This is a genomic window from Stenotrophomonas sp. 71799_Sma, assembly GCF_056482505.1.
Window position 1 is genome coordinate 3,512,154 of record NZ_CM151202.1, and the last position, 23,068, is coordinate 3,535,221.

A 23,068-nucleotide genomic window follows, 5' to 3' on the forward strand; every position below is an offset into this window, starting at 1 on the left:
CGTGGATCTACCATCGGGGCATGAGCCTGCCCAAGCCCCTGTGGCGACGCCTGCTGCGCGTCGCTGCGATCATCCTCGCCGCGCTGTTGCTGCTGGTCCTGTCCGGGCTGCTGCTGGCCGACCACCTCACCCCGCAGGCACAGGGCGCACCTTCGCATGTGCTGCCACTGCAGCCGGCGCAGACCCGCATCGACCAGCAGATCGTGCCGCTGCAGGACGCACACCCCGGGCAGTCCGGCGTGGCGTTCCTCAGTGATGGCATGGACGCCTTCGCCGCGCGCGCGATGATCACCGCGCAAGCAGGCCGCAGCCTGGACCTGCAGTACTACATCTGGCACGACGACCTGATCGGCCATCTGATGGCCAAGGCGCTGTACGACGCCGCCGAGCGCGGCGTGCGCGTGCGCATCCTGCTTGACGACATGAACGCCAAGGACAAGGACGCGCTGATGATGGCACTCGATGCGCATCCGAACATCGAGATCCGCCTGTACAACCCGTTCCGCAACCGCAGCGGCATCGCGCGCACGCTGGAGCTGGTGCAACGCGCTTTCAGCGTGAACCACCGCATGCACAACAAGAGCTGGATCGCCGACGGCCGCATCGCGATCGTCGGTGGCCGCAACATCGGCGAGGAATACTTCAGCGCGCGCGACGATGTGAACTTCCAGGACCTGGATCTGGTGGTGGCCGGCCCCGCCGTGCAGCAGGCCAACCAGATCTTCGACGACTACTGGAACAGCAGCACGGCGATCCCGATTTCCGCACTGGCCTCGTATACCGATGCACAGTTGCAGCAGCTGGTACGGCAGTCGGACCTGGATGCCATGCATGCCAAGGCACAGCCCTACCTGCAACGCGTGGCCGAGTCGCGCGCGCTGCAGCGGCCCAGCCCGGAACCGCTGCACTGGAGCGCGAACGTGCGCATCGCTTCCGATCCGCCGATGAAGCACCGCGATGACGATCGCCGCGGCTGGCTGGTCAGCCGTCTCAGCGACGAGTTGCGCAGCACGCGGCGCAGTGCGCTGTTGATCTCGCCCTACTTCGTGCCCGGCAACGAGGGGGTCGAGGCGCTGTCGGCGCTGGCCGCACGCGGCGCGCAGGTGGGCGTGGTGACCAACTCACTGGCCGCCAACGATGTGGCAGCGGTACACGGCGGCTACATGGGCTACCGGGTGCCGCTGCTGAGGGCCGGCGTGCAGCTGTACGAACTGAAGGCACACGGCCAGCTGGATGCCAGCCTGTTCGGCAGCAGCGGCGCCAGCCTGCACACCAAGGCATTCGTGGTCGATGACCGCCGCGGTTTCGTCGGTTCGTTCAACCTCGACCCGCGTTCGGCCTACCTCAATACCGAAATGGGCGTGCTGTTCGATGACCCGGCGCTCGGTGCACAGCTGCGCGACGAGTACCTGCGCCTGGCCGGTCCGCAGCACAGCTGGTGGCTGGCGCTGGGGCGCGATGATGACCTGCGCTGGCTGGAGCGGCAGCCACCGCCGCACTGGGTGGAGGCCGAACCCGGGGCCAGCCTGGGCAAGCGCTGGACCGCGCGGGTGATCAGCTGGCTGCCGGTGGAATCGCAGCTGTAGCGCTCAGGGCGCAGGACCCGCCTCTTCCTGTCCGGCGTCATCCCGTGTTTCCACGCTGCGCCCATGCAGGCGCCGCCAGATCCAGCGCAGGGCATGCGGCGGCGCCGAAGGCAACTGTTCAAGCAGGGCCAGCATGCGGCTCTGGCTGGCATGTCCGTGCCGGCACAGCAGGCTGGCCGCTGCGGCCGCGCTGGCCAGGCGCAGGCTGTCGGCCAGCGGGCCATCCGCCTCGGGCGCCAGCGCCTGGTGCACCGGCTCGGGCAGCTCCCAGGCCGCAGCCACGCGTTGCGCCAACGGCAGCGACCACTGTTGGAGCAGCTGCAGCGCCAGCGCCGGTTCCACCGTTTCATCTCGTGCCTGCGCTTCCTGCAGCAGCTGGCGCATCACCAGCGCGGCCCCCAGCCCCTGTACCAGGCCCAGCCACTGGGCGGCGAAGGCATCGCCGAAAGTGACCGTGCGCGCGTGGTCAGCGGCTGCGCGCGAGGCCAGCAGTGCGTGCTCCCAGATGATCGTGCTGAACTGCGGAAACACCTCGCACTGCACCTGCATCACCGGCTGCACCAGAACTGCGCTGATGATCTGTCGCACGCCTTCGGTACCGACCAGCGTCACCGCCCGCTGCAGGCTTTCCACCGGGCGCTCGTGCACCTTGTAGGCCGGGCTGTTGGCGATGCGCAGCAGGTTGCCGGTCAGCACCGGGTCCTGGCCGATGATCGCCGCCATCACCCGCGCCGACGCAGCATCGTCGTTGACCGTCTGGATCAGCTGCGGCAGCAGTTGCGGGCGGCGCGGCAGCTGACGGGCCGCCCAGTCCCGGTCCTGCAGCGCGCGCGCCACCGCCTCGCCCAACCCCGCGGCCTGCACCGCCGTGGATTCACCGGCCAGGCGCGGGTACAGGGCCAGTGCATGCAGGCCACGCTGCAGATGTGCAGCGATCTCGGCCGAGGGCAGAGCCTCGCCCTGCAGGCTGGCCGCAGCCGCCGCCACCGCCTGCCGCGACGCCGCCGCCAACCGGGACGGTGCCGTCCCGGTCGAACGCGCCAGCCAGCCACGCAGTGATCGCCACCAGGCCGGCGTCATCGCCGCCCGCCCTGTCGTTGTGGTGCCCTTGCCGTCACTGACCGCCCTGCCTCTTCACGCGAATCCGGCCACCCGCCGTCGTCGCAGCATCGGCCGAACTTTCATCTTCTTTAACCGGAAGGCCACCGATGTCGACGGCACCGGCCGGGGGAATGGACTAGAATGGCGCCGCGCGACCCGTCCCCCTGCACCGACGACGTCGCTTTTTTTGTTTTGGGACCCTACCGTTCACTGGCCGTTCGCTGCAGTTCGCCGCTGATCGCGCCATCGGAGACGCCATGCTATTCGAAACCCTCGCCACCACCGGCCACGAACAGGTGGTGTTCTGCCACAACCACGACGCCGGCCTGAAGGCGATCATCGCCATCCACAACACCACCCTCGGCCCGGCCCTGGGCGGCGTGCGCATGCGCCCCTATGCCAGCACCGAAGAGGCGCTGGCCGATGCGCTGCGGCTGAGCCGGACGATGACCTACAAGAATGCACTGGCCGGCCTCAACGTGGGTGGCGGCAAGGCGGTGATCATCGGCGACCCCAAAGTGGACAAGACCGAGGTGCTGTTCCGTGCCTTCGGCCGCTATGTCGATTCCCTGGGCGGGCGCTACATCACCGCCGAGGACGTCGGAACCGACGTCAACGACATGGAGAACATCTACCTGGAAAGCCAGTTCGTGACAGGCGTGCACCAGGTCCATGGTGGCTCCGGCGATCCCGCCCCGTTCACCGCCTACGGTGCGCTGCAGGCACTGATGGCGTCGATGCGCTTCAAGTTCGGCCATGAGGAAGTGGGCAAGACCAGCATCGCCGTGCAGGGCCTGGGCCACATCGGCATGGAACTGGTGAAGCTGCTGCGCGACCGCGGTGCCAAGCTGTACGTCACCGACCTGGACAGCGCGCTGGTTGATCGCGCGGTCAGCGATTTCGGCGCCGAAGCAGTCAAGCCGGATGAGATCCACGAGGTGAACGCCGACGTGTTCGCACCGTGCGCGCTGGAAGGTGCGATCAACGCCGACACGCTGCCGCGGATCAAGGCGAAGATCATCTGCGGCACCGCCAACAACCAGCTGTCGAGCCTGGAAATCGGCGACGAGCTGCATGCGCGCGGCATCCTGTATGCGCCGGACTATGCAGTCAACGCCGGTGGCGTGATGAACGTGTCGCTGGAGATCGACGGTTACAACCGCGAACGCGCAATGCGCCTGATCCGCAGCATCTACCACAACCTCACCCGCATCTTCGAACTGTCGCAGCGCGAGAACATCGCGCCGCAGCGTGCCGCCGACCGCATCGCCGAAAGCCGCATCCTGTCGATCGGCAAGCTGAAGATGCCGCTGGGCCGCAGCACCCCGCGCCTGGGCAACCTGCGCGGCGGTTGAACCCGCCGATGTCGCGCCGGGCATGACCCGGCGCGAGCCGTCCTTCAGAAGCCGGTGCTGTAGTGCAAGGCGGCCTGCCGCGCACCTTCGCCACCAACGCGCTGGTCGAAGCCCAGGCTCAGGCGCCCATTGCGGCCCCACCACGATTCCAGCGCCACGCCGATCAGCGCACTGCCGCGCGGCGCGTTCCAGCCCGCCAACGGCGCCCAGGCATCGACGCCGACGAAGCTGGCCTGCCAGTCCGCATCCGCACCATCAAGCCGTTGCTGCCATTCGGCATGCCCACGCAGCGTCCAACGCCCCCAGCCGCGCTCGCCGCGGATACCGGCCAGCATCTGGCTGCGCTGCACGCGGTTGGCATCGCCCCGCAGGCCGAAACCAAAGCCGCCGAGTTCATTGAAGGCGTCGGTCTCCACACGCGTGGTGCTGGCACCGACGTAGGGCGTCAACGATGCACCCGCACGCCCCAGCCGATACCCGCCCTCCACGCTGGCACTGCTGAAACGGCCGCCGTACCGCGCGGAGACGCCATAGGCACCCGCACCGAGCAGCAGCTGACGATCCAGCGCGCGGGTGAACTGACCGCTGCCCACCTGGGCCAACGCGTAGCCACGCCCCAGATTCCAGCCGGCGTACAGCTGCGCCTGCGCCTGGCGATCACGCCCACGATCACCGCCGAAACTGCTGCCACCAGTGCTGCGGGTCTCGCCAAACGCCACGCCCATCAGGCCGTTGCTGCCCAGTGGCAGATCCTGGCCGGCCATCCAGCCCCGGCTGTCGGCAGCGTTGCCGGCGAAGCTGCCCTGCCCCGCCTCACCCAGCGCGCTCTGCCAGCTCCCGCGCAGGCGCGGTGCGGCCTGTACACGATCAAAGCGCTCGGCGATCGCACGCCGCGACATGTCGATGCTGTCGAAGGTCGCTGCTTCGGCTCGCGCATGCGCTTGACCGGACAGGCTCTGCAGGCTGGCGGCCAGGCCCTGCGGGCCACCGCCGGTCCACTGCAGGGCACCGGCCGCTGCACCAAAGGCCGATCCCTGCAGGCCTGTGTTTTTGTCCAGCGCTGCGAATGCACCTTCCAGGCGCTGTGCTGCCGCCTGGGCGGACGCCCCCAGCCCGCTGGCCGCTGCGGTGACGCTGACCTGGGTCAGGTTCAACCACGCGTTGTTGCTGTCATAGCCGTAGCTGCTCTGCAGCAATGACAGCCCCTGCAGGCCACTGGAGGTAGCCGGCGTACTGAAGGCGCCGCTGAGTCCGCCTGCCGCATGGATCAGGTCCTGCCGGCTGCCGTTCTGTGGCACGTAGCCGGAAACGAAGCCATGCACGCGCACGCCACCGTCGATCGTGGCATTGCCGGTGACCTGCAGCGCATTGGCGCCCAGTGCGATCATCAACTGTGCGCCGGCCTGCTGGGTGTAGTTGCCCTCGATGGTGCCGGTGGTGTTGCCGGTGGTGAGGAACACGCTGCTGCCGTTGGCCACATTGCCGATCACGCGGGGCGTGCCGCCATTGAACTGCAGGCCGGTCGAATCCGGATCGGACTGGCCGAGGATGGTCACGTTGGAACGGATCACGCCACCGTTCTGCAGCGACAGGATGCCGCGTTCGATGCGGGTTGCTCCGGTGTAGCTGTTGTTGCCGGCCAGCACCAGGGTGCCCCCGCCCTGCTTGACCAGCCCGCCGCTGCCGACGATATCGTTGCGCCACGCCGAGCCGGTCGAGGCCAGATCCACGTTGGCGACCACATCACCCCAGTCGAAACGACCCGGACCGTTGATCGCACGACCGATGTCGAGCAGGCCGTAGCCGAACACCGGATCCACGCCCGGCGCGCCGATATCCTTGGCGGTGCCCAGCAGGGTCTGCCGCACCAGATCGTTGCTGAAGTACGGGAAGCGCTCCCAGACCAGCGCCGCCGCACCGGAAATCAAGGGCGCCGCGAATGACGTGCCGTAGTTCCAGTAGTAGCTGCCACCGTTGGCATCGGGGTAGACCGCGCTGCCGGGCGCCGCCAGGCAGTAGCGGGCCGCCTGGCCACAGGCATTGGCATAGCTGGCCAGCGTACCGGGCGCATACGGATCCACGGCGGTGGCCACCAGCCAGCCGCGCTCCAGGTCGGCAGCCGGCAGCGTGCCGGCCACGCCCTGCTGGCTGGGCAGTGCGGCCAGGCTGCTCGGCTCGCTGCGGCCATCATTGCCCGCGGCGAACACCACCAGCCCGCCATGGTTGATCACGAAGGGGCGATATTCGGCGGCCACCTGCGCGGTGGTCGGCAGGTCGGTCCAGTACAGGCCGCCCCACGAATTGTTCATCACCTTCACGTTGTAGCTGATCAGGTCCTGGTGGACCTGCGCCACGCCCAGCGGGCCGCTGAAGGAATTGCCCTTGCCGCTGCCGTCATCGACGGGCGGCTTGTCGGCAATGATCCGTGCCGACACGATCTGCGCCTTTGGCGCGATGCCACCCGGCCAGGAGCCCGTTGCCGCGCCGGCGGCGAGGCTGGCCACGGCGGTGCCGTGGCCGACCACATCATCGACACCCAGATTGTTCCTGGCCGGATCGATGTAGTTGAGGTTGGCCAGCACCCGGCCATTCAACGCCACCGCATTGCGCTGCACGCCGGAGTCGACGATGCCGATGCGCACGTTCTGGCCGGTCAGGCCGGCAGCCTGTGCGGCGCGCGCATTGGTGACTGACAGATGCGCGTCGAAGGCCGGCTCCTGCGGTTTGACCGGGGGCGGCGTCGTCGGTGGCGGGGTAGTCGGTGGCGGCGGTGGTGGCGGGGTATCGATGCGCACGTTGCCGCCCCCGCCACCTCCACCACAGGCCGTCAGCGCTACCGCCAGCGCGGTTCCCAGGGCGGACCTCACCATCATCGTGCGTTCCATCGATTCCTTCCCATGAACGTTGTCCTGCCTTCATCCCGGCAGGCGTGCGGCCGCGCCCAGCGGCGGCCCTCCCCGACCCTCTATACTTGGGTCGACCCCCACGCAGTCTGCCGGGAAACCGGGGCACATCCAACGGCCCCCGGTCTCCTTTCCGAACATTGCTTACGCATCAACGAGATTGCCATGTCCAACATCGTCATCGCCGCCGCCAAGCGCACCGCCATCGGCTCCTTCCTCGGCCAGTTCAACGGCGTGCCGACCCCGACCCTCGGCGCGGCCGCCATCGCTGCCGCCCTGGAACAGTCGGGCATCCCGGCCAGCGACGTTTCCGAAGTCCTCATGGGCTGCGTGCTGCCGGCCAACCTCGGCCAGGCGCCCGCCCGCCAGGCGGCGATCGCTGCCGGCATCCCGCTGTCGACCGGTGCCACCACGCTGAACAAGGTGTGCGGCTCGGGCATGAAGACCATCATGCTCGGTCATGACCTGATCAAGGCCGGTTCGGCCAGCATCGTTGTCGCCGGCGGCATGGAATCGATGTCCAACGCGCCGCACATGCTGCCGAACTCGCGCACCGGCAACCGCTTCGGCAACTTCCAGGCGGTCGATCACATGGCCCACGATGGCCTGGTCAACGCTTATGACGGCAAGGCGATGGGTGAATTCGCCGAATGCGCCGTGGACAAATACCAGTTCAGCCGCGAAGAGCAGGACGCCTACGCCATCGAATCGGTCAAGCGCGCGCAGGCGGCGCAGGCCAACGGTGCGTTCGCCGATGAAATCGTCGCGGTGAAGGTCGCCACCCGCAAGGGCGAGGTCGAGGTCGCCACCGACGAGCAGCCGGGCCGCTCGGACATCGCCAAGATCCCGACCCTGCGCCCGGCCTTCAAGAAGGACGGCAGCGTCACCGCCGCAAGTTCCTCCAGCATCTCCGACGGCGCTGCTGCAGTGGTCCTGCTGACCGAGGAAGATGCAGCCGCTCGCGGCATCACCCCGCTGGCCCGCATCGTCGGCCACGCGACCCATTCGCAGGAACCGGAGTGGTTCACCACCGCCCCGATCGGCGCGCTGCACAAACTGCTGGACAAGACCGGCTGGTCGCTGGACCAGGTCGATCTGTTCGAGATCAATGAAGCCTTCGCCGTGGTGGCGATGGCGCCGATGCGCGAACTGGGCATCCCGCACGACAAGCTCAACGTGAATGGCGGTGCCTGCGCTTTGGGCCATCCGATCGGTGCCTCCGGCGCACGTCTGGTGGTGACCCTGGTCAACGCCCTGCGCACGCGCGGTGGCAAGCGCGGCATTGCCACCCTGTGCATCGGCGGCGGCGAAGCAACCGCAATCGCCATCGAATTGATTTAAAAAGATTTAACGATGATTTCGCAAAAATGAATGCGGGATCGCTTGACACCCAATCTTGGCTTGTCATCATGTTGTCGGCGCGCAGCATGCGCGTTGCCTAATTCTAACGACGAGGATTTACACAATGAGCATCAACAAGCTGCTGGTCGCGATGTCCCTGGCTCTGGCCCTGGCCGCCTGCTCGAAGCAGGAAGCTGCCCAGGACGCCGCTGCTTCGGCCAACGAAGCCGCCACCGAAGCCCAGGCTGCTGCCGACCAGGCCGCCGCTGCTGGCGCCCAGACCGCCGACGCTGCCCAGCAGGCCGCTGACACCGCCGCCACCGCTGCTGACGCTTCGGTTGACGCTGCTGCCCAGGCTGGCGCTGCTGCCACCGACGCCGCTGCCGGCGCCGCTGCTGACGCTGCCAAGGCTGCTGAAGGCACCGCTGAGAAGGCCAAGGACGCTGCTGAAGAAGCCAAGAAGTAATAACTTCTTTCTTCACGCTGTTCTGGAAAAGCCGCTGGTTCGCCAGCGGCTTTTTCTTTTTCGAATGCGCGCGACTGAGCCGCTGCATCGCGACCCCGTCTTCACAACGGCATGAATAGGCTGGCGTCCCCATCCATTGCAGTACCGGAGACCGCCATGAAGATTCGTCCGATCACCACCACCCTGCTGGCCGCCTCCCTGCTGCTGGCCCTGGCCGCCTGCAAGGGCCCCGAAGCCGAACAGGCCAAGCAGGACGCACAGCAGGCTGCCGACAGCGCAGGCGCTGCCGCCCGTGACGCCGTGGACAAGGCCGCCGAAGCCACCCGCGACGCCGCCGACAAGACCGCTGCCGCGTCCGAGCAGGCCGCCGCCGATACCCAGCAGGCGCTGGACAAGGCTGCAGACGCCACCGCCAACGCCGCCGACAAGGCCAAGGACGCCGCAACCGATGCCGCCGCACACGCCAGCGACGCCACTGCGAACGCCGCACAGAAGGTCGCCGACAAGGCCCGCGATGTCGCCAATGACGCCAAGGCCAACGCCGCCAAGGAAGAAGCCAAGCACTAACGGTTCGTTCGCCGGGCATGGCCCGGCGCTACCGACCAGCCGAGCATCGGCTCGGCTGCACAGGAAAAGCCGCGGCACTGCCGCGGCTTTTCTGCTTTTCGCTCTCTGCTCTTTCTGTTGATTCCGTGCTGGACGCGTACGGAAAGTGTCCACGGACGCGCGGGTAGGTTGCGCAGGGGCGTAAGCGCCATGGATGGCGCGCCCGAGCTTACATGGACGTACTTGCAGCGCCCCCTGCGCGACCTACCCGCGCGGCCCACCCATCAGTATCAGCGCCCACCACGAGGGGCTCCGCCGTTGGCCGCCTCCTACGGCAGCGCGCGCGCCAGCATCGCCGTCAGCTCCACCCCCGCCGGCAGCGTCCCGAACGCCAGCCCGTGCTCCCCTTCCAGCCGGCTACGCACGAATGCCTCCGCCATCGGGCTGCGCGCACGCAGCAGCAGCGCCGCCTGCAGCAGCAGCGCAGTGCGCTCGCAGAACAGCCGCGCCTGCGCTTCCTCCGGTGGCGGTGCCGCTGCCCAACGCTGCAATGCCGCTGCATAGCGCCCATCACGGTCAGCCACCGATGCCAGCTCACCGCGCAGCGCCGCCATCGCCTCCGGTTCGCGCGCCAGCGCACGCAGCACATCCAGGCACTGGATGTTGCCGCTGCCCTCCCAGATCGAATTCAACGGTGCCTGCCGGTACAGGCGCGGCAGCATCGACTCCTCCACGTAGCCCGCACCGCCCAGGCATTCCTGCGCTTCATTGACGAAGGCGGGCGCGCGCTTGCACAGCCAGTACTTGCCCAGCGCCGTCCCCAACCGCGCCATCGCGGCTTCATTGGCATCCACACCGGCGCGATCCACCGCGCGCGCGATCCGCATCGCCAACACCGTGGCCGCTTCCGACTCCAGCGCCAGATCAGCCAGCACGTTGGTCATCAGCGGGTGCTCGACCAGCAGCTTGCCGAAGGTACGTCGATGACGTGCGTGGTGCAGCGCCAGCGCCAGCGCCATGCGCATCTCCGCCGCTGCACCCAGCATGCAGTCCAGGCGGGTCATCATCACCATGCCGATGATGGTGGCCACGCCGCGCCCCTCTTCGCCCACGCGCCATGCCTGTGCGCCGCAGAACTCGACCTCACTGGAAGCGTTGGCCCAATCGCCGAGCTTGTCCTTCAGCCGCATCAACCGGAACGCATTGCGGTCACCATCGGCCAGCCGGCGCGGCATCAGCAGGCAGGTCAGGCCTCCCGGCGCCTGCGCCAGCACCAGGAAGCCATCGCACATCGGTGCAGAAAAGAACCACTTGTGGCCGACCAGACGGTAACGCTCGCCATCGATCGGTTCGGCGCGCGTACTGTTGGCACGGACATCCGAGCCGCCCTGCTTCTCGGTCATGCCCATGCCCAGGGTGATGCCGGCCTTGTCCGCCACCGGCACGTCGCGCGGGTCATAGACCGGCGCAGCGGCCTTGCGCGCCCACTCGGCCAGATGCGGCTGCGAATGCAGTACCGCCACTGCCGCATGGGTCATGGTCAACGGGCAGCTGGTGCCCGCCTCGGCCTGGTGATGCAGGTAGCTCAACACCGCACGTGCCACGTGCGCGCCAGGCTGCGGCTCATGCCAGGACAATCCAGCGACACCGTGCGATTTTGCCGTGTCCATCAACTGGTGATAGGCCGGATGGAACTCCACGGTGTCGATGCGATGGCCCTGTGCATCATGCGTGCGCAGCCGCGGACGATCACGGTTGGCATCGAAGCCCAGCCGGTACAGTTCATCACCGGCGAGTGCACCATAGACACCCAGTCGCGGCGCGAAGCTGGCGGCGCCTTCGCGCTGTACGGCCTCCATCAGCGCCACGTCGTCGGTCCACAACTGTCGCCCTGCGAACGGCGGCGGCTGGTTCAACACCACATGGGTTTCATACGGTGCGTTGCTGCTGAAGCTGGGTCCACTCATCCGGTCCATCCTGGCGGCAAGAGGTCTGCGGCCCGATTGTGCCGCATCGCCTGCCAAGCCCGTGTTCAGGCCGGTTCTCACCCTCTGCACGAGACGCAGGCCACAGTGACCGCATGGCAGGCAACGACGATCTGGTGGTGCTGCGCCCGGAGGGGCTGTACTGCGCCGCCGGCGATTTCCATATCGACCCGTGGCGACCGGTAGCGCGCGCGGTCATCACCCATGGCCACGGCGACCATGCCCGCCCGGGCATGAGGGAGTACCACTGCAGCGAAGGCAGCCTGCCGATCCTGCGCTGGCGCCTGGGTGACGTGCCGGTGCAGGCGCATGCCGAGGGTGTGCCGTTCCGCCTCGGGCAGGTGCAGATATCGCTGCATCCGGCCGGCCACGTACTCGGTTCGTCACAGGTACGCATCGACGACGGGCAGCAGGTATGGGTAGCCTCCGGCGACTACAAGCGACAGCCTGATCCGACCTGCACACCGTTCGAAGTGGTGCCCTGCGATACCTTCATCACTGAAGCTACGTTCGCACTGCCGATCTACCGCTGGCCGGACACGCCGGCGGTGGCTGCAGAGATCCTGGCGTGGCGCCGCGAATGCGAACAACGTGGCGAAGCCGCGATCCTGCTGTGCTACGCATTGGGCAAGGCACAGCGGGTGCTGGCCGAGCTGCTGCAGCTGGACGATCGACCAGCCTGGCTGCACGGCGCCATCGCCAATGGCGTGGCGGTCTACCGGCAGGCCGGCGTACCGATGCTGGAGACGCTCGCCGTGGCCGAACAGGGCCGCCAGCCGGACGCGGCGGGCCAGTTGATCCTCGCCCCACCCTCGGCCGCGGGCACACCATGGATGCGCCGCTTCGGCCGCCACCAGCTGGGTTTCGCCTCGGGCTGGATGCAACTGCGCGGCAACCGCCGGCGCCGCAATGTCGATCGCGGTTTCGTCATTTCCGATCACGCCGATTGGCCAGCACTGCTGCAGACCATCGAACAGACAGGCGCGCAGCGGGTGATCGCTACCCATGGCAATACCGATGCGTTGATTCCGTTCCTGCGCGAGCGCGGCGTGGCTGCCGAAGCCTTCCGCACCGATTTCGGGAGCGAGGAATGAAGGCCTTCGCTGCGCTCTACCAGCGCCTGGACCGCAGCACCGCGACACTGGACAAGCGTGCGGCGCTGGTCGACTACTTCCGCCACGCGCGTGCGCATGATGCGGCGTGGGCGCTGTACCTGCTCAGCGGCGGCAAGGTGGGCGGTGCACGCCGGAAGATCGCCGCCAGCGGCGAACTGCGCGGCTGGATTGCCGAAGAATCCGGCTTGCCTCCCTGGTTGGTGGAAGACAGCTACGCGCAGGTGGGTGACCTGGCCGAAACGCTGACCCTGCTGCTGGATGATCCATCGCAGCCAGCCGCCGACCGCCCGTTGGCTGATTGGATCGAACAGCATCTGCTGGCCGTGGCCAACCAACCCGAGGCAGTACGCCGCGCTGCGGTCGTCGCCGGGTGGCGGCAGCTGTGCAGCAGCGAACGCCTGGTGTTCAACAAGCTGCTGACCGGCGCCCTGCGCGTTGGCGTTTCGCAGCGACTGGTACAGCAGGCACTGGCGGAATGGTCCGGCCTGGACATCGCACGCATCGCCCAGCGCATGCTCGGCGAGTGGGTCCCCTCGCCCGGGCTGCTGGCTCAACTGCTGTCACCGGACGAGCTGCCGTCCGACCGCCAGCAGCCCTACCCCTTCTTCCTCGCCTCCCCTCTGGAAGGCGATCCTGCCGAACGCCTCGGCGCGATCGACGACTGGCTGCTGGAATGGAAATGGGATGGCATACGCCTGCAGCTGCTGCGCCGGCGTGGCGAAGTCGCGCTGTGGTCCCGTGGCGAGGAACGACTGGATGGCCGCTTCCCCGAGATCGAGCACGCCGCGATGGCGTTGCCGGAGGGCTGCGTGCTGGACGGAGAGCTGCTGGCCTGGGACGAGACCGCCAACCTGCCGCGCGCATTCACCGCCCTGCAGACCCGCATCCAGCGTCGCAAGCCAGGAGCAGCGACTCTGCGCAACACGCCGGTACGCGTGCTCGCCTATGACCTGCTGGAGCACGACGGCGCGGACCTGCGTGAGCTGCCGTTGCAGGAACGGCGTACGCGGCTTGCCGCGGTCATCGGCGCATTGGACGATGTGCGGATCCAGCTGTCGCCCGACGTTGCCGCCGTCGACTGGGCGCAGGCGGCGGCGATGCGCGATGTGGCACGCGAACGTGGCGTGGAAGGGCTGATGCTGAAACGACGCGGCTCGCCCTACCTGGCTGGGCGACGCCGCGGTGACTGGTGGAAATGGAAGGTCGATCCGCTCACCATCGATGCGGTGCTCCTGTACGCACAGGCTGGCCATGGGCGGCGCAGCACGCTGTACACCGACTACACCTTCGGCGTCTGGGACGGCGACACGCTGGTGCCGGTGGCCAAGGCGTATTCGGGCTTGGACGACAAGGAGATCCTCGCGCTTGACCGCTGGATCCGCGCCAACACCCGCGAGCGTTTCGGGCCGGTGCGCAGCGTACGCGCCGAACAGGTGTTCGAGCTGGGTTTCGAAGCGGTCAACCGCAGCAGCCGGCACAAATCGGGGATCGCCGTGCGCTTTCCGCGCATCCTGCGCTGGCGCCACGACAAGCCTGCCAGCGAGGCCGATCAGCTGGCCAGCCTGCAGGCGCTGGCGCGATGACCCGCAGCCAGGCACTGCGCCGGCTGGAAGACTGGTTCGCGGCACGCGGCTGGCGCTCACTGCCCTTCCAGCGCGCGATGTGGCGCCACTACCTGGCCGGCGAATCCGGGTTGCTGCATACGCCCACGGGCAGCGGCAAGACGCTGGCGATGTTCGGCGGGCCGTTGCTGCAGGCGCTGATCGATCCACCTCCCTCGCCCCGCCGCGCCAGTGTGGTGCGCCCATTGCAGGTGCTGTGGGTCACGCCCTTGCGCGCATTGGCCAGTGATACCGCACGCGCGCTCCAGGCCGTCGTCGACGGCTTGGGACTGGGATGGCGTGTCGGCCTGCGCAGCGGTGACGCCAGCAACCGCGAGCGGCGCCAGGCCCGCGAAGGCCGCATCGACGTACTGGTAACCACGCCCGAATCACTGGCGCTGCTGCTGAGCTATCCGGATACGTTGCCGCGCATGCGCCAGCTGCGCTGCGTGGTGGTGGACGAATGGCATGAGCTGCTGGGCAACAAGCGCGGTGTGCTGCTGCAGTTGAACCTGGCGGTGTTGCGCGAAGCTGCGCCTGCAGTGCAGCTGTGGGGGCTTTCGGCCACGCTGGGCAACCTGGAAGAGGCGCGCGACGTGCTGCTGCCCGGACAGCCCGACGCGCCGATCGTGCAGGGCGTGCGCCCGCGCGCGATCAGCGTGCGCAGCCTGCTGCCGGAACCCGGCGAACGTTTTCCGTGGGCCGGGCATCTGGGCCTGGCGCAGCTGCCGCGGGTGCTGGACGCGTTGATGCGGGCACGCAGCAGCCTGTTGTTCACCAACACCCGTGCGCAGGCAGAACTGTGGCATCAGGCGCTGGCCGCGGTCTGGCCGGAAGCCCCGGACACGCTTGCGCTGCACCACGGCTCGCTGGATCCAGCGCTGCGCCAGCAGGTCGAGGATGGCCTGCGCGCGGGCGCGCTGCGCTGCGTGGTTGCCACCTCCAGCCTCGACCTCGGCGTGGACTTCCCCGAGGTTGAGCAGGTACTGCAGCTGGGCAGCCCGAAGGGCGTGGCCCGCCTGCGCCAACGCGCGGGACGTGCGCGTCACCGCCCGGGTGCCAGCGGTTCCATCCTGTGCGTGCCCAGCCATGCACTGGAGCTGGCCGAATACGCCGCGGTGCGCCGTGCATTGGCCCAAGGCGTGGTCGAAGCGCGCAGGCCGCCGACGCTGTCGCTGGATGTGCTGGCCCAGCATGCGGTCAGCCGCGCGCTGGCCGGTGGCTTCGACAGCGATGCGCTGCTGGCGCAGGTACGGCGTACACATGCCTTTGCGTCGCTCGGCGAAGACCAGTGGCAGGCCGTGCTGACGTTCATCGTGCAGGGCGGCCAGGCTCTGGCCCAGTACCCCGATTTCCACAAGGTCGCGCGTGATGCCGATGGCCGGTACCGCATGCACGACCGTCGCCAGGCGCTGCGACATCGGCTGTCGATCGGCACCATCAGCAGCGATGGCAGCGTGCGCGTGCAGTTCCTGCGCGGAGGTGGCCTGGGCGCCGTGGAGGAACAGTTCGCCAGCCGCCTGCGTCGCGGCGACCGTTTCCAGTTCGCCGGGCGCCTGCTGGAACTGGTGCAGCTGCGCGACATGACCGCCTTCGTGCGGCTGGCACGAGGGCGCGGTGATGGTGTGGTGCCGCGCTGGCAGGGAGGCCAGTTGCCACTGTCGATGCCGCTCGGCCGCGAGCTGGAGTGGGTACTGTCCGGCGCCGACGACAGTGCCGAATCACGCTGGTTGTCCCCCTTGCTGGCACTGCAGCAGCAGTTGTCGACGCTTCCCGGACCAGAGCATCTGCTGGTGGAAGAGGTGCGGCGCCGCGACGGCCAGTTCCTGTTCGTCTACCCTTTTGCCGGCCGTCACGTGCACGAGGCGCTGGCCGCCTTGCTGGCACTGCGCTGTACCCGCCGGCAGCGCAACAGCATCGGCTACGCGGTGAACGATCATGGCCTGGTGCTGGCACCGGCGCAGGCGATCGAACTGGATGCGGCGCAATGGCGTGCATTGTTCACCGCCGATCAGCTGCTGGACGATCTGCGTGCCGCGGTGAACCTGGGCGAGCTGGCGCGCCGCCAGTTCCGTGGCATCGCACGCGTAGCGGGCCTGCTGGTCCCCAGCCTGCCCGGCGGTATGCCGCGATCGCTGCGCCAGCTGCAGGCCTCGGCAGGCCTGCTCTACGACGTACTGCGCGAGCATGACCCCGGTCACCTGCTATTGGCATTGGCCGAACGCGAAGTGCTGCACGACAGCTTGGATCTGCCGGGACTACAGCAGGTCCTGGCAAGGATCGGCATGCAGGTCCTCTCCGTGCAGCACCCGACATCACTCACGCCACTGGGCTTCCCGTTATGGGCTGAACGCCAACGCGGGCAGTTCAGCAACGAGGACTGGTGCACCCGCGTGCAACGTGCGGCCCAGCAGCTGGAGCGCCGCCATGGCCGATGAACTGCCGCTGCTGCGCGCCGGCGAATCGCTGATTCTGCTTGGCGCGCGTGCGCTGTACTGGCCCGCGCGGCAGGCGCTGTTGATCGCCGACCTGCACCTGGGCAAGGCCGATGTATTCCGCCGCGCCGGCATCGCATTGCCCAGCGGCGGCACCGGCGAAGACCTGCAACGCCTGCAGGGGCTGCTGGACAGGCATGCCTGTCGCGAGCTGTGGATCCTGGGTGACATCCTGCATGGACCGGCGCATCGCGCTGCGTGGTACCAGCAATGGCTGGCATGGCGCGAACGCAATGCTTCGCTGGACGTGCATGTCCTGCGTGGCAATCACGACCGCCAGCTGCCGCATGCTCAGTTGCAGGTACAGATCCACGATGAAGTACGGCTGCAGCCGTTCCTGCTTCGCCATGAGCCGATGCCCGATGCAGAGCTGCATGTGATCGCCGGGCATCTGCATCCGCAGGTCACCTTGCCGCCATTGCGACGGCGCTTCCCCGCGTTCTGGCTGCGTGAGCGGATGACGGTGCTGCCGGCCTTCTCCGCATTCACTGCCGGCATCGTGCCCGTGCCCGCCCGCGGCGAGCAAAGGGTCGCCTGCGTGGAAAACGGCCTGGTGCAACTGCCGGTGGCTTGAATCAGGCCGGACGAATGCCCAGCTGCGGCATCAATTGGAAATCAGGCGTGTCGCCCTCACGTCGTCGCGGCAACGCCTGGATCGCCGCCAGCATTTCCTGCGCGCAGGTGCGGATGCGCGCGTGGTGCTCCGCTGATGCATGACTGATCAGGCTGCCGACATGGAACTCGAACACGTCCTCCAGTACGTCGGGCTGGTCCTCGTGCAGCATCTGCAGCAATCCGCGCAGCTTGCAGATTTCCGATTCCAGCTCCTCGACCGCGAACAACATGGCGTCCTCCTCTTCAACAACAGGCGGCACGTCCGGGCCGCAACAGGCCGCAACGGCAGCGCCGCCCGGGCCACGCGCGATGTTGATCACGGAAAGGAAAACGGGCGACGCGCAATCGCGTGCAACCTACTTCTCGCATATCGGCGGTGAGGCAACCGTTAATTCAGGTGACGACGCGCTTCACGCATTGGCCGAAATCGCGTTGATACGAGGCATTTCCGCTGCAGTGGCCAGTGCGTCGACGAACGCCGGATCCAGTGCAAGTGCACCGAACCAGCCGTGCTGGGTGCCACTGAGCACGCGCAGCATGTGGCCACGGCCACCGGGCAGGCGCCCCATCGGGCCCAGCAGCACGTCACGCGCCTTCGCCCAGGCGTCGCGGTCGGACTGGAACAGCGGCGTCAGCCAACGACTCCAGCGCTGGTACACCGCAACGTGTGCCCTGCGTTGCGCCTGGTAGGCCTGCAGCGCGACCGTGCTGCCGCCATAGGTGCGCACCGCATCGCGCAGCGCCAGCGCGTCCAACAGCGCCATGTTCACGCCCTGCCCCAGCTGCGGGCTCATCGCATGCGCGGCATCACCGGCCAGCACCATGCGGCCGTGGTACCAGCGCGTCATCACCGCATCACGGTAGACCGCGCGCGCCAACTGGCCGGCATCACGCAGATGGGCGAAGCGCGCACTGGCCTGCGGCCACAGTGCATGCAGTTCATCCAGCCAGGGCGTCATGCCATCGGCCTGCCAGCGTTCGAAGTCAGCGCGTGGCAGGCTCCAGAAGAAACTCAGGCGCGGCGTGTCATCACCGGGGCGCGTGCCGACCGGCAGCAGTCCGATCATCTTGCGCGCGGCCACGTAACGCTGCCGCAGCTCCTGCACGTGCGGCCAGTCCTCGGCCGGCAGCAGGCACCACAGCGCCCCCCACGGATACACGCGGTCCAGCCCGGCACCGCCGGCGATCGTGCCGCGCAGCGTCGACGCGGCGCCATCGGCGACCACTACCAGGTCGAACGGGCCATGCGTGCGCCCGTCGCTGTCGCGCAGACGGCCGTGTTCGGCATCCACCTCGGTAATGGTGGTACCGGCATGCAGCTGGCCCTCGCCTGCGCGCGCCTCGTCCAACAGCGAGAACAAGGCCCCGCGCTGCATGCCCAGGCCGTGCAGGCGCGCATCCAGTCCCTCGTAGCGCATGTCCATCACCGCGCGCTCGCACGGCGTGTCGCCATACAGGCGGTGCACCGGCGCGGCATGTGCGCGCACGGAATCAAGCAGGCCCATCTGCCACAGTACCTGCAGGCCGCTGGGCTGCAGCAGGAAACCGGCACCCACCGGCCCCGGCGTGGGCACGCGCTCGAAGATCTCCACCTCGTGGCCGTCACGGGTGAGCAGGATGGACACTGCCTGTCCAGCGGTGCCGTAGCCGATCACGGCGATGCGCAGTCGTTCCGTCATGGCCGCATTGTGCCCGAGGCGGGTGGGTCGCGAGCGGGTCGCGGGCAATCCGCGCAAAAAAAACCCCGCCGAAGCGGGGTTTTCAACGCACTGTCGAGTGGATCACTCGGCCGGCGTGATGTTCGAAGCCTGGGCACCCTTCGGGCCCTGGGTCACGTCATAGGTGACACGCTGGCCTTCCTGCAGGCTGCGGAAGCCCTTGGAGTTGATGGCGGAGAAGTGCGCGAACACGTCGGCGCTGCCATCCTCCGGCGAGATGAAGCCAAATCCCTTGGCGTCGTTGAACCACTTGACGGTACCGTTCGGCATGGTGATGCGAGACCTTATGCAATGAATGGGTGGTGTACGCTGAACCCGCGCACAAGCTGAGTATGCAAAGCTTGCTCGGGGAAGACAATCACCCCCGTGCCAATTCGCCCACCAGTTCCGGAAGTCCGTTGCCGGCCGCCTGCACGTTGGCCAGCACTTCGGCCATCGTGATCTCCTCACCATCACCACAGCCGGCAGCCCAGTTGGCGATGATCGCCAGGCAGGCGTAATCCAGCCCCAGCTCGCGTGCCAGGGCGGCTTCCGGCATGCCGGTCATGCCCACCAGATCGCAGCCGTCGCGGCGCATACGGGCGATTTCAGCGATGGTTTCCAGGCGCGGGCCCTGTGTTGCGCCGTAGCAGCCACCGTCATGGACCGTGACGCCGGTCACTTTGGCCGCCGCCAGGATCTTGCTGCGCAGCATTGGTGTGTACGGGTGGCCGAAATCAACGTGGACCACGTCGGTGCCTTCTTCCTCACAGATCGTGCTGATGCGGCCCCAGGTGTAGTCGATTATCTGGTCCGGGCAGGCCAGCACGCGCGGACCAAAGTGTTCGGTGATGCCTCCCACCGTGTTCAACGCCAGCACGCGCTGCGCGCCCAGCTGCTGCAGCGCGGCCAGGTTGGCGCGGTAGTTGATCTTGTGCGGCGGCAGCGAATGGCCTTCGCCATGCCGCGCCAGGAACGCCACGCGATGGCCGAGCAGCGTACCAACGCGCACCGGGCCCGACGGACGGCCGAAGCGGGTGTCGACCTCGTGGGTCTGCACGTCGTCAAGCTTGGCCAGGTTATAGACACCGGTACCGCCGATCACGGCCAGGGCGATCTGTTGCATTCGAAGCACTCCATGAAAAGACGAACGCCGGCACCCGAGGATGCCGGCGGCAGAAGAAGACGCGCCGCGGGCGGCTGCGCCGTTATTCCTTCATCGCGTAGATGGCCGGCACGCAGCGCAGGGTTTCGTTGACGTCCATGCCGAAGCCGAACACGTAACGGTCCGGCAGTTCGATGCCGGCGTAGTCGGCAGTCACGTCCGGCAGCGCGCGGTCGTGCTTCTTCACCGTCATCGCGGCGATGCGCACGTCGGTCGCGCCCTGTTCCAGGCACCAGGTGCGCACGCCCTGCAGGGTGTAGCCCTCGTCGAGGATATCGTCGACCAGCAGCACGCGGCGGCCGAACAGCGAGGTGGCCGGTTTGTGCTTCCAGACCAGGTCGCCGCCGGTGGTTTCACCGCGGTAACGGGTTGCGTGCAGGTAATCGAACTGCACGTCCTGGCCGCGCGCGCCCAGTTCCAGCGCCAGCTGGCCGGCGAACGGCAGCGCACCGTGCATGATGGACAGGAACAGCGGCACCTCGCCCTTGTAATCGCGCGCGATGGCGTCGGCGATACCAGCGATGGCCTTGTCGATGGTGGGGCGGTCGACCAGCAGGTCAGCCTGGGCCAGGGCCTGGGAAATGGTGAGGTTGGGCATCAGACGGTTCTTCCAAGGGTTTCAAGCAGACGGGATTGGGTGTCGCCATGGCGGGCATCGGCCAGCAGGCCGTCCCAGCCGAGCGCGCCGCGGCCCAGCAGGCCCAGCAGCGCAGCAGTATTGAGGGAGCGTCCCTGCACGGCGTGCAGGGCTTCATCGACCAGCTCCGGGTGGCAGACCAGCACCACGTCGCAGCCGGCATCCAGATGCGCGTGCACGCGCGCCGGCACGCCGCCCGCACTGTGCGAGGCGGCCATGCCGATGTCATCGGAGAACACCACGCCGCGGAACCCGAGCTCGCCGCGCAGGATGTCCTGGATCCAGCGCGGCGAATAGCCGGCCGGTTCCGGTGCCACCTGCGGATAGATCACGTGCGCCATCATCACCGCGTCGGCACCGGCGGCGATGCCGGCCTGGAACGGGACCAGGTCCTGGGCGCGCAGCTCGTCCAGCGCGCGCGGGTCGATCGCGGTATCCACGTGGGTGTCTTCCAGCACGGTGCCATGGCCGGGGAAATGCTTGAGCGTGGCGGCCATGCCGACCGCATGCATGCCGCGCACGTAGGCGGCGGTGAACGCGGCCACCACCTGCGGGTCTTCACTGAAGGCGCGGTTGCCGATGGCGCGGTTGCCACGGCCAAGGTCGACCACCGGCGCGAAGCTCAGGTCCAGGCCGCTGGCGCGCACTTCGCTGGCCATCAGCCAGGCGTGCTGCTCGGCCAGGGCCAGCGCCTGCTGCGGGTCGGTGGCGTACATCGCCCCGATGTCCTGCAGTGGCGGCAACTCGCTGTAGCCCTCGCGGAAACGCTGCACGCGGCCACCTTCCTGGTCCACGCAGATCAGCTGCGGGCGCGGCGCGGCAGCGCGGATCGCCGCGCTCAGATCGGTCACCTGCTGGCGCGAGGCGAAGTTGCGCTTGAACAGCACCACTCCGGCCACGGCATCGTGCTGCAGCCAGTCACGTTCCTGGGCGGTCAGTTCGGTGCCGGCAACGCCGATCAGCAGCATGGTCGATCTCCACAACGCGCGCCCGCATGGCGCAGTGCCGCATTGTCGCAGAACCGGCCGACAGGCGCAGTGGTCAGAAAAAGGGGACGGAGGGGATTAAGCCGCAATCGGCCCCCACGGGCTGGATACGTCTTAATTCCCTCCGTCCCCTTTTCGGATCCGGTCAGACCTTGCAGCCGTCCGGGCCGCAGGCCTCGTCGCCGTCAGCCGGGGCCGCAGGCGCGCCCTGCTCGGCGGCGATCTGGCGCAGGGCGTTGGCGAAGGCCTCGGGGGGCTGCGCCCCGGAAATGGCCCACTTCCCATCGATGACGAAGGTCGGCACCGAAGAAACGCCCAATGCATGAGCCTGCGCCAGCTTGGCTTCGACCTCGGCCAGGCCGCGGTCGGAGGCCAGCATCTGCGTGATTTCACCCGCGTCGAGGCCGCCTGCCGCGCCCGCCTTGATCAGCACCGAGGGGTCCGCCAGGTTCTGACCGTGCTCGAAGTGGGCGCGGAACAGTGCTTCGCCCACCGCATCCTGCACGCCGTGCTCGCCTGCCAGCCACAACACCCGGTGCGCCGGCAGCGTGGTCACCCGCACCTGGCCCTGGCTGAAGTCCATCGGCAGGCCCTCGGCCCGCGCGGTGGTCTGGGTCTGGCCGAGGATCTGTTCGGTACGCTCAACGCCGCCGAACTTGCGCACATAGGCCTCGCGCAGCGGCACCGGGGTGGCGTCAGCATCCGGGTCGAGCTGGAACGGCTGCCAGTGGATATCGAGTTCAGGCGCGTTGGCGCCCAGCAACTGCACGCCCTGCTGGAAACGATGCTTGCCGATCCAGCACCAGGGGCAGACCACGTCGGAGTAGATGTCGATTCTCATCCTTTCCACATGGGGGCCGACACCCTCGATAAAAGGGGACGGAGGGGATTAAGTCGTTTCCCGCACAGATGGGGTAAAGACGACTTAATCCCCTCCGTCCCCTTTTGGGTGGTTTCACCACTCTGAATACGGGTGGCTGGCCAGGGCAACGTTGTAGTAGCGGGCATCATCGGTGACTTCGGCACCCACCCAGTCCGGCAGGTCGATGGTCTGGTCAGCGCTGTCCAGCTCAACCTCAGCCACGACCAGGCCGGCGTTGTCGCCGAGGAACTCGTCCACCTCCCAGGTCAGGCCGGCGTGTTCGACCAGATGGCGGCGCTTGTCGATCAGGCCGCCCACGCACAGCGCCAGCAGTGCGCGAGCATCGTCCACCGGGATCGGATAGTCGAACTCCTGGCGGGTGTGGCCGATGGTGCGCGACTTCAGGTTCAGCGCGGCGTGGTCGCCCTCGATGCGCACGCGCACCGAGGCGTTCTGGGTGCCGCGGTCGAGCGCGCCCATGTCGTTGATGTAGCCCTGCGCCATCGGGATCACCCGGCGCGCGGCGGCGCGCCAGCCATCACTGCTGACGAGGAATTTGCGTTCGATTTCGATGCCCATCGCGCCATTATGCGCGATGGGCATGACAGCCGA

General features: G+C 67.9%; 20 protein-coding genes. 9 read left to right on the forward strand and 11 right to left on the reverse strand.

Translation table 11 applies throughout. The annotated features are described in order from the left end of the window. Window positions 1–20 precede the first annotated feature (20 nt). Window positions 21–1,586, forward strand: a complete 1,566-nt coding sequence (locus ACZK4Z_RS16415; RefSeq protein WP_125895920.1) for a phospholipase D family protein — start codon at window positions 21–23, stop codon at window positions 1,584–1,586. A gap of 3 nt (window positions 1,587–1,589) precedes the next feature. On the opposite strand, the gene ACZK4Z_RS16420 is transcribed toward ACZK4Z_RS16415, so the two are convergent. After that, window positions 1,590–2,666 (reverse strand): HDOD domain-containing protein, encoded by a 1,077-nt coding sequence (locus tag ACZK4Z_RS16420; RefSeq protein ID WP_032129353.1) that lies wholly within the window; start codon window positions 2,664–2,666, stop codon window positions 1,590–1,592. 278 nt (window positions 2,667–2,944) lie between these two features. On the opposite strand from ACZK4Z_RS16420, the gene ACZK4Z_RS16425 reads away from it, so the two are divergent. Beyond that, complete coding sequence (locus ACZK4Z_RS16425; protein WP_125895918.1) at window positions 2,945–4,042, forward strand: Glu/Leu/Phe/Val dehydrogenase dimerization domain-containing protein; 1,098 nt, start codon at window positions 2,945–2,947, stop codon at window positions 4,040–4,042. Between the two features lie 44 nt (window positions 4,043–4,086). Here the strand turns inward: ACZK4Z_RS16425 and ACZK4Z_RS16430 are convergent, their stop codons facing one another. After that, window positions 4,087–6,927 carry a S8 family serine peptidase gene (locus tag ACZK4Z_RS16430; RefSeq protein ID WP_478450919.1) on the reverse strand — a complete coding sequence of 947 codons (2,841 nt, stop codon included), beginning with the start codon at window positions 6,925–6,927 and terminating at the stop codon, window positions 4,087–4,089. Window positions 6,928–7,110: 183 nt separating this feature from the next. Between ACZK4Z_RS16430 and ACZK4Z_RS16435 the strand changes: the two genes are divergently transcribed. From ACZK4Z_RS16435 to ACZK4Z_RS16445, 3 genes are all read left to right on the forward strand, one after another. Next, complete coding sequence (locus tag ACZK4Z_RS16435) at window positions 7,111–8,286, forward strand: thiolase family protein (protein WP_121504604.1); 1,176 nt, start codon at window positions 7,111–7,113, stop codon at window positions 8,284–8,286. A gap of 124 nt (window positions 8,287–8,410) precedes the next feature. Further along, complete coding sequence (locus ACZK4Z_RS16440; protein ID WP_004153024.1) at window positions 8,411–8,752, forward strand: hypothetical protein; 342 nt, start codon at window positions 8,411–8,413, stop codon at window positions 8,750–8,752. Window positions 8,753–8,908: 156 nt separating this feature from the next. After that, window positions 8,909–9,319: a hypothetical protein gene (locus ACZK4Z_RS16445; protein WP_014647982.1), complete on the forward strand. Its 411-nt coding sequence runs from the start codon at window positions 8,909–8,911 to the stop codon at window positions 9,317–9,319. Window positions 9,320–9,627: 308 nt separating this feature from the next. On the opposite strand, the gene ACZK4Z_RS16450 is transcribed toward ACZK4Z_RS16445, so the two are convergent. Beyond that, the gene (locus tag ACZK4Z_RS16450; protein WP_125895838.1) at window positions 9,628–11,265 is read right to left on the reverse strand and encodes an acyl-CoA dehydrogenase family protein; all 1,638 of its coding nucleotides are present in this window, start codon (window positions 11,263–11,265) and stop codon (window positions 9,628–9,630) included. Between the two features lie 113 nt (window positions 11,266–11,378). On the opposite strand from ACZK4Z_RS16450, the gene ACZK4Z_RS16455 reads away from it, so the two are divergent. From ACZK4Z_RS16455 to pdeM, 4 genes are read left to right on the forward strand one after another with little or no spacing between them, the layout of a single operon-like run. Beyond that, window positions 11,379–12,377 (forward strand): ligase-associated DNA damage response exonuclease, encoded by a 999-nt coding sequence (locus ACZK4Z_RS16455; protein WP_125895837.1) that lies wholly within the window; start codon window positions 11,379–11,381, stop codon window positions 12,375–12,377. Then, the gene (locus ACZK4Z_RS16460; protein ID WP_125895836.1) at window positions 12,374–13,981 is read left to right on the forward strand and encodes an ATP-dependent DNA ligase; all 1,608 of its coding nucleotides are present in this window, start codon (window positions 12,374–12,376) and stop codon (window positions 13,979–13,981) included. The genes ACZK4Z_RS16455 and ACZK4Z_RS16460 overlap by 4 nt, the downstream gene beginning before the upstream one ends. Then, on the forward strand, window positions 13,978–16,437 hold the full coding sequence (locus ACZK4Z_RS16465; RefSeq protein ID WP_125895835.1) for a ligase-associated DNA damage response DEXH box helicase: 2,460 nt from the start codon (window positions 13,978–13,980) through the stop codon (window positions 16,435–16,437). Before ACZK4Z_RS16460 ends, ACZK4Z_RS16465 begins: the two co-directional genes overlap by 4 nt. After that, window positions 16,427–17,068 carry a ligase-associated DNA damage response endonuclease PdeM gene (pdeM, locus tag ACZK4Z_RS16470; protein WP_125895834.1) on the forward strand — a complete coding sequence of 214 codons (642 nt, stop codon included), beginning with the start codon at window positions 16,427–16,429 and terminating at the stop codon, window positions 17,066–17,068. The genes ACZK4Z_RS16465 and pdeM overlap by 11 nt, the downstream gene beginning before the upstream one ends. Before the next feature lies 1 nt (window position 17,069). On the opposite strand, the gene ACZK4Z_RS16475 is transcribed toward pdeM, so the two are convergent. The 8 genes from ACZK4Z_RS16475 to ACZK4Z_RS16510 form a co-directional block, all read right to left on the reverse strand. Beyond that, window positions 17,070–17,339: a hypothetical protein gene (locus ACZK4Z_RS16475; RefSeq protein WP_032129345.1), complete on the reverse strand. Its 270-nt coding sequence runs from the start codon at window positions 17,337–17,339 to the stop codon at window positions 17,070–17,072. Between the two features lie 180 nt (window positions 17,340–17,519). Then, window positions 17,520–18,788 carry an FAD-dependent oxidoreductase gene (locus ACZK4Z_RS16480; RefSeq protein WP_125895833.1) on the reverse strand — a complete coding sequence of 423 codons (1,269 nt, stop codon included), beginning with the start codon at window positions 18,786–18,788 and terminating at the stop codon, window positions 17,520–17,522. Window positions 18,789–18,890: 102 nt separating this feature from the next. Next, window positions 18,891–19,097 (reverse strand): cold-shock protein, encoded by a 207-nt coding sequence (locus tag ACZK4Z_RS16485; RefSeq protein WP_005410590.1) that lies wholly within the window; start codon window positions 19,095–19,097, stop codon window positions 18,891–18,893. Window positions 19,098–19,185: 88 nt separating this feature from the next. Beyond that, complete coding sequence (locus ACZK4Z_RS16490; RefSeq protein ID WP_010482830.1) at window positions 19,186–19,932, reverse strand: S-methyl-5'-thioinosine phosphorylase; 747 nt, start codon at window positions 19,930–19,932, stop codon at window positions 19,186–19,188. Between the two features lie 82 nt (window positions 19,933–20,014). After that, window positions 20,015–20,569, reverse strand: a complete 555-nt coding sequence (locus ACZK4Z_RS16495; protein WP_005410592.1) for a hypoxanthine-guanine phosphoribosyltransferase — start codon at window positions 20,567–20,569, stop codon at window positions 20,015–20,017. Further along, window positions 20,569–21,576, reverse strand: a complete 1,008-nt coding sequence (gene nagZ, locus ACZK4Z_RS16500; RefSeq protein WP_032129343.1) for a beta-N-acetylhexosaminidase — start codon at window positions 21,574–21,576, stop codon at window positions 20,569–20,571. Before nagZ ends, ACZK4Z_RS16495 begins: the two co-directional genes overlap by 1 nt. A 163-nt stretch (window positions 21,577–21,739) precedes the next feature. Continuing rightward, window positions 21,740–22,435, reverse strand: coding sequence for a DsbA family oxidoreductase (locus ACZK4Z_RS16505; RefSeq protein ID WP_049398295.1), 696 nt, complete (start codon window positions 22,433–22,435; stop codon window positions 21,740–21,742). Between the two features lie 114 nt (window positions 22,436–22,549). Beyond that, on the reverse strand, window positions 22,550–23,035 hold the full coding sequence (locus ACZK4Z_RS16510) for a CYTH domain-containing protein (protein WP_197616010.1): 486 nt from the start codon (window positions 23,033–23,035) through the stop codon (window positions 22,550–22,552). Between the last annotated feature and the right edge of the window lie 33 nt (window positions 23,036–23,068).

What these genes read in the sequence shown, in the direction of transcription:
- ACZK4Z_RS16430 (WP_478450919.1), bottom strand. Translation starts at nt 6,927, where the DNA reads ATGGAACGCACGATGATGGTGAGGTCCGCCCTGGGAACCGCGCTGGCG.
- ACZK4Z_RS16485 (WP_005410590.1), bottom strand. Translation starts at nt 19,097, where the DNA reads ATGCCGAACGGTACCGTCAAGTGGTTCAACGACGCCAAGGGATTTGGC.
- ACZK4Z_RS16475 (WP_032129345.1), bottom strand. Translation starts at nt 17,339, where the DNA reads ATGTTGTTCGCGGTCGAGGAGCTGGAATCGGAAATCTGCAAGCTGCGC.
- ACZK4Z_RS16510 (WP_197616010.1), bottom strand. Translation starts at nt 23,035, where the DNA reads ATGGGCATCGAAATCGAACGCAAATTCCTCGTCAGCAGTGATGGCTGG.
- ACZK4Z_RS16420 (WP_032129353.1), bottom strand. Translation starts at nt 2,666, where the DNA reads ATGACGCCGGCCTGGTGGCGATCACTGCGTGGCTGGCTGGCGCGTTCG.
- ACZK4Z_RS16490 (WP_010482830.1), bottom strand. Translation starts at nt 19,932, where the DNA reads ATGCAACAGATCGCCCTGGCCGTGATCGGCGGTACCGGTGTCTATAAC.
- ACZK4Z_RS16460 (WP_125895836.1), top strand. Translation starts at nt 12,374, where the DNA reads ATGAAGGCCTTCGCTGCGCTCTACCAGCGCCTGGACCGCAGCACCGCG.
- ACZK4Z_RS16435 (WP_121504604.1), top strand. Translation starts at nt 7,111, where the DNA reads ATGTCCAACATCGTCATCGCCGCCGCCAAGCGCACCGCCATCGGCTCC.
- ACZK4Z_RS16495 (WP_005410592.1), bottom strand. Translation starts at nt 20,569, where the DNA reads ATGCCCAACCTCACCATTTCCCAGGCCCTGGCCCAGGCTGACCTGCTG.
- ACZK4Z_RS16455 (WP_125895837.1), top strand. Translation starts at nt 11,379, where the DNA reads ATGGCAGGCAACGACGATCTGGTGGTGCTGCGCCCGGAGGGGCTGTAC.
- ACZK4Z_RS16480 (WP_125895833.1), bottom strand. Translation starts at nt 18,788, where the DNA reads ATGACGGAACGACTGCGCATCGCCGTGATCGGCTACGGCACCGCTGGA.
- ACZK4Z_RS16440 (WP_004153024.1), top strand. Translation starts at nt 8,411, where the DNA reads ATGAGCATCAACAAGCTGCTGGTCGCGATGTCCCTGGCTCTGGCCCTG.
- ACZK4Z_RS16425 (WP_125895918.1), top strand. Translation starts at nt 2,945, where the DNA reads ATGCTATTCGAAACCCTCGCCACCACCGGCCACGAACAGGTGGTGTTC.
- ACZK4Z_RS16450 (WP_125895838.1), bottom strand. Translation starts at nt 11,265, where the DNA reads ATGAGTGGACCCAGCTTCAGCAGCAACGCACCGTATGAAACCCATGTG.
- nagZ (WP_032129343.1), bottom strand. Translation starts at nt 21,576, where the DNA reads ATGCTGCTGATCGGCGTTGCCGGCACCGAACTGACCGCCCAGGAACGT.
- ACZK4Z_RS16505 (WP_049398295.1), bottom strand. Translation starts at nt 22,435, where the DNA reads ATGAGAATCGACATCTACTCCGACGTGGTCTGCCCCTGGTGCTGGATC.
- ACZK4Z_RS16415 (WP_125895920.1), top strand. Translation starts at nt 21, where the DNA reads ATGAGCCTGCCCAAGCCCCTGTGGCGACGCCTGCTGCGCGTCGCTGCG.
- ACZK4Z_RS16445 (WP_014647982.1), top strand. Translation starts at nt 8,909, where the DNA reads ATGAAGATTCGTCCGATCACCACCACCCTGCTGGCCGCCTCCCTGCTG.
- pdeM (WP_125895834.1), top strand. Translation starts at nt 16,427, where the DNA reads ATGGCCGATGAACTGCCGCTGCTGCGCGCCGGCGAATCGCTGATTCTG.
- ACZK4Z_RS16465 (WP_125895835.1), top strand. Translation starts at nt 13,978, where the DNA reads ATGACCCGCAGCCAGGCACTGCGCCGGCTGGAAGACTGGTTCGCGGCA.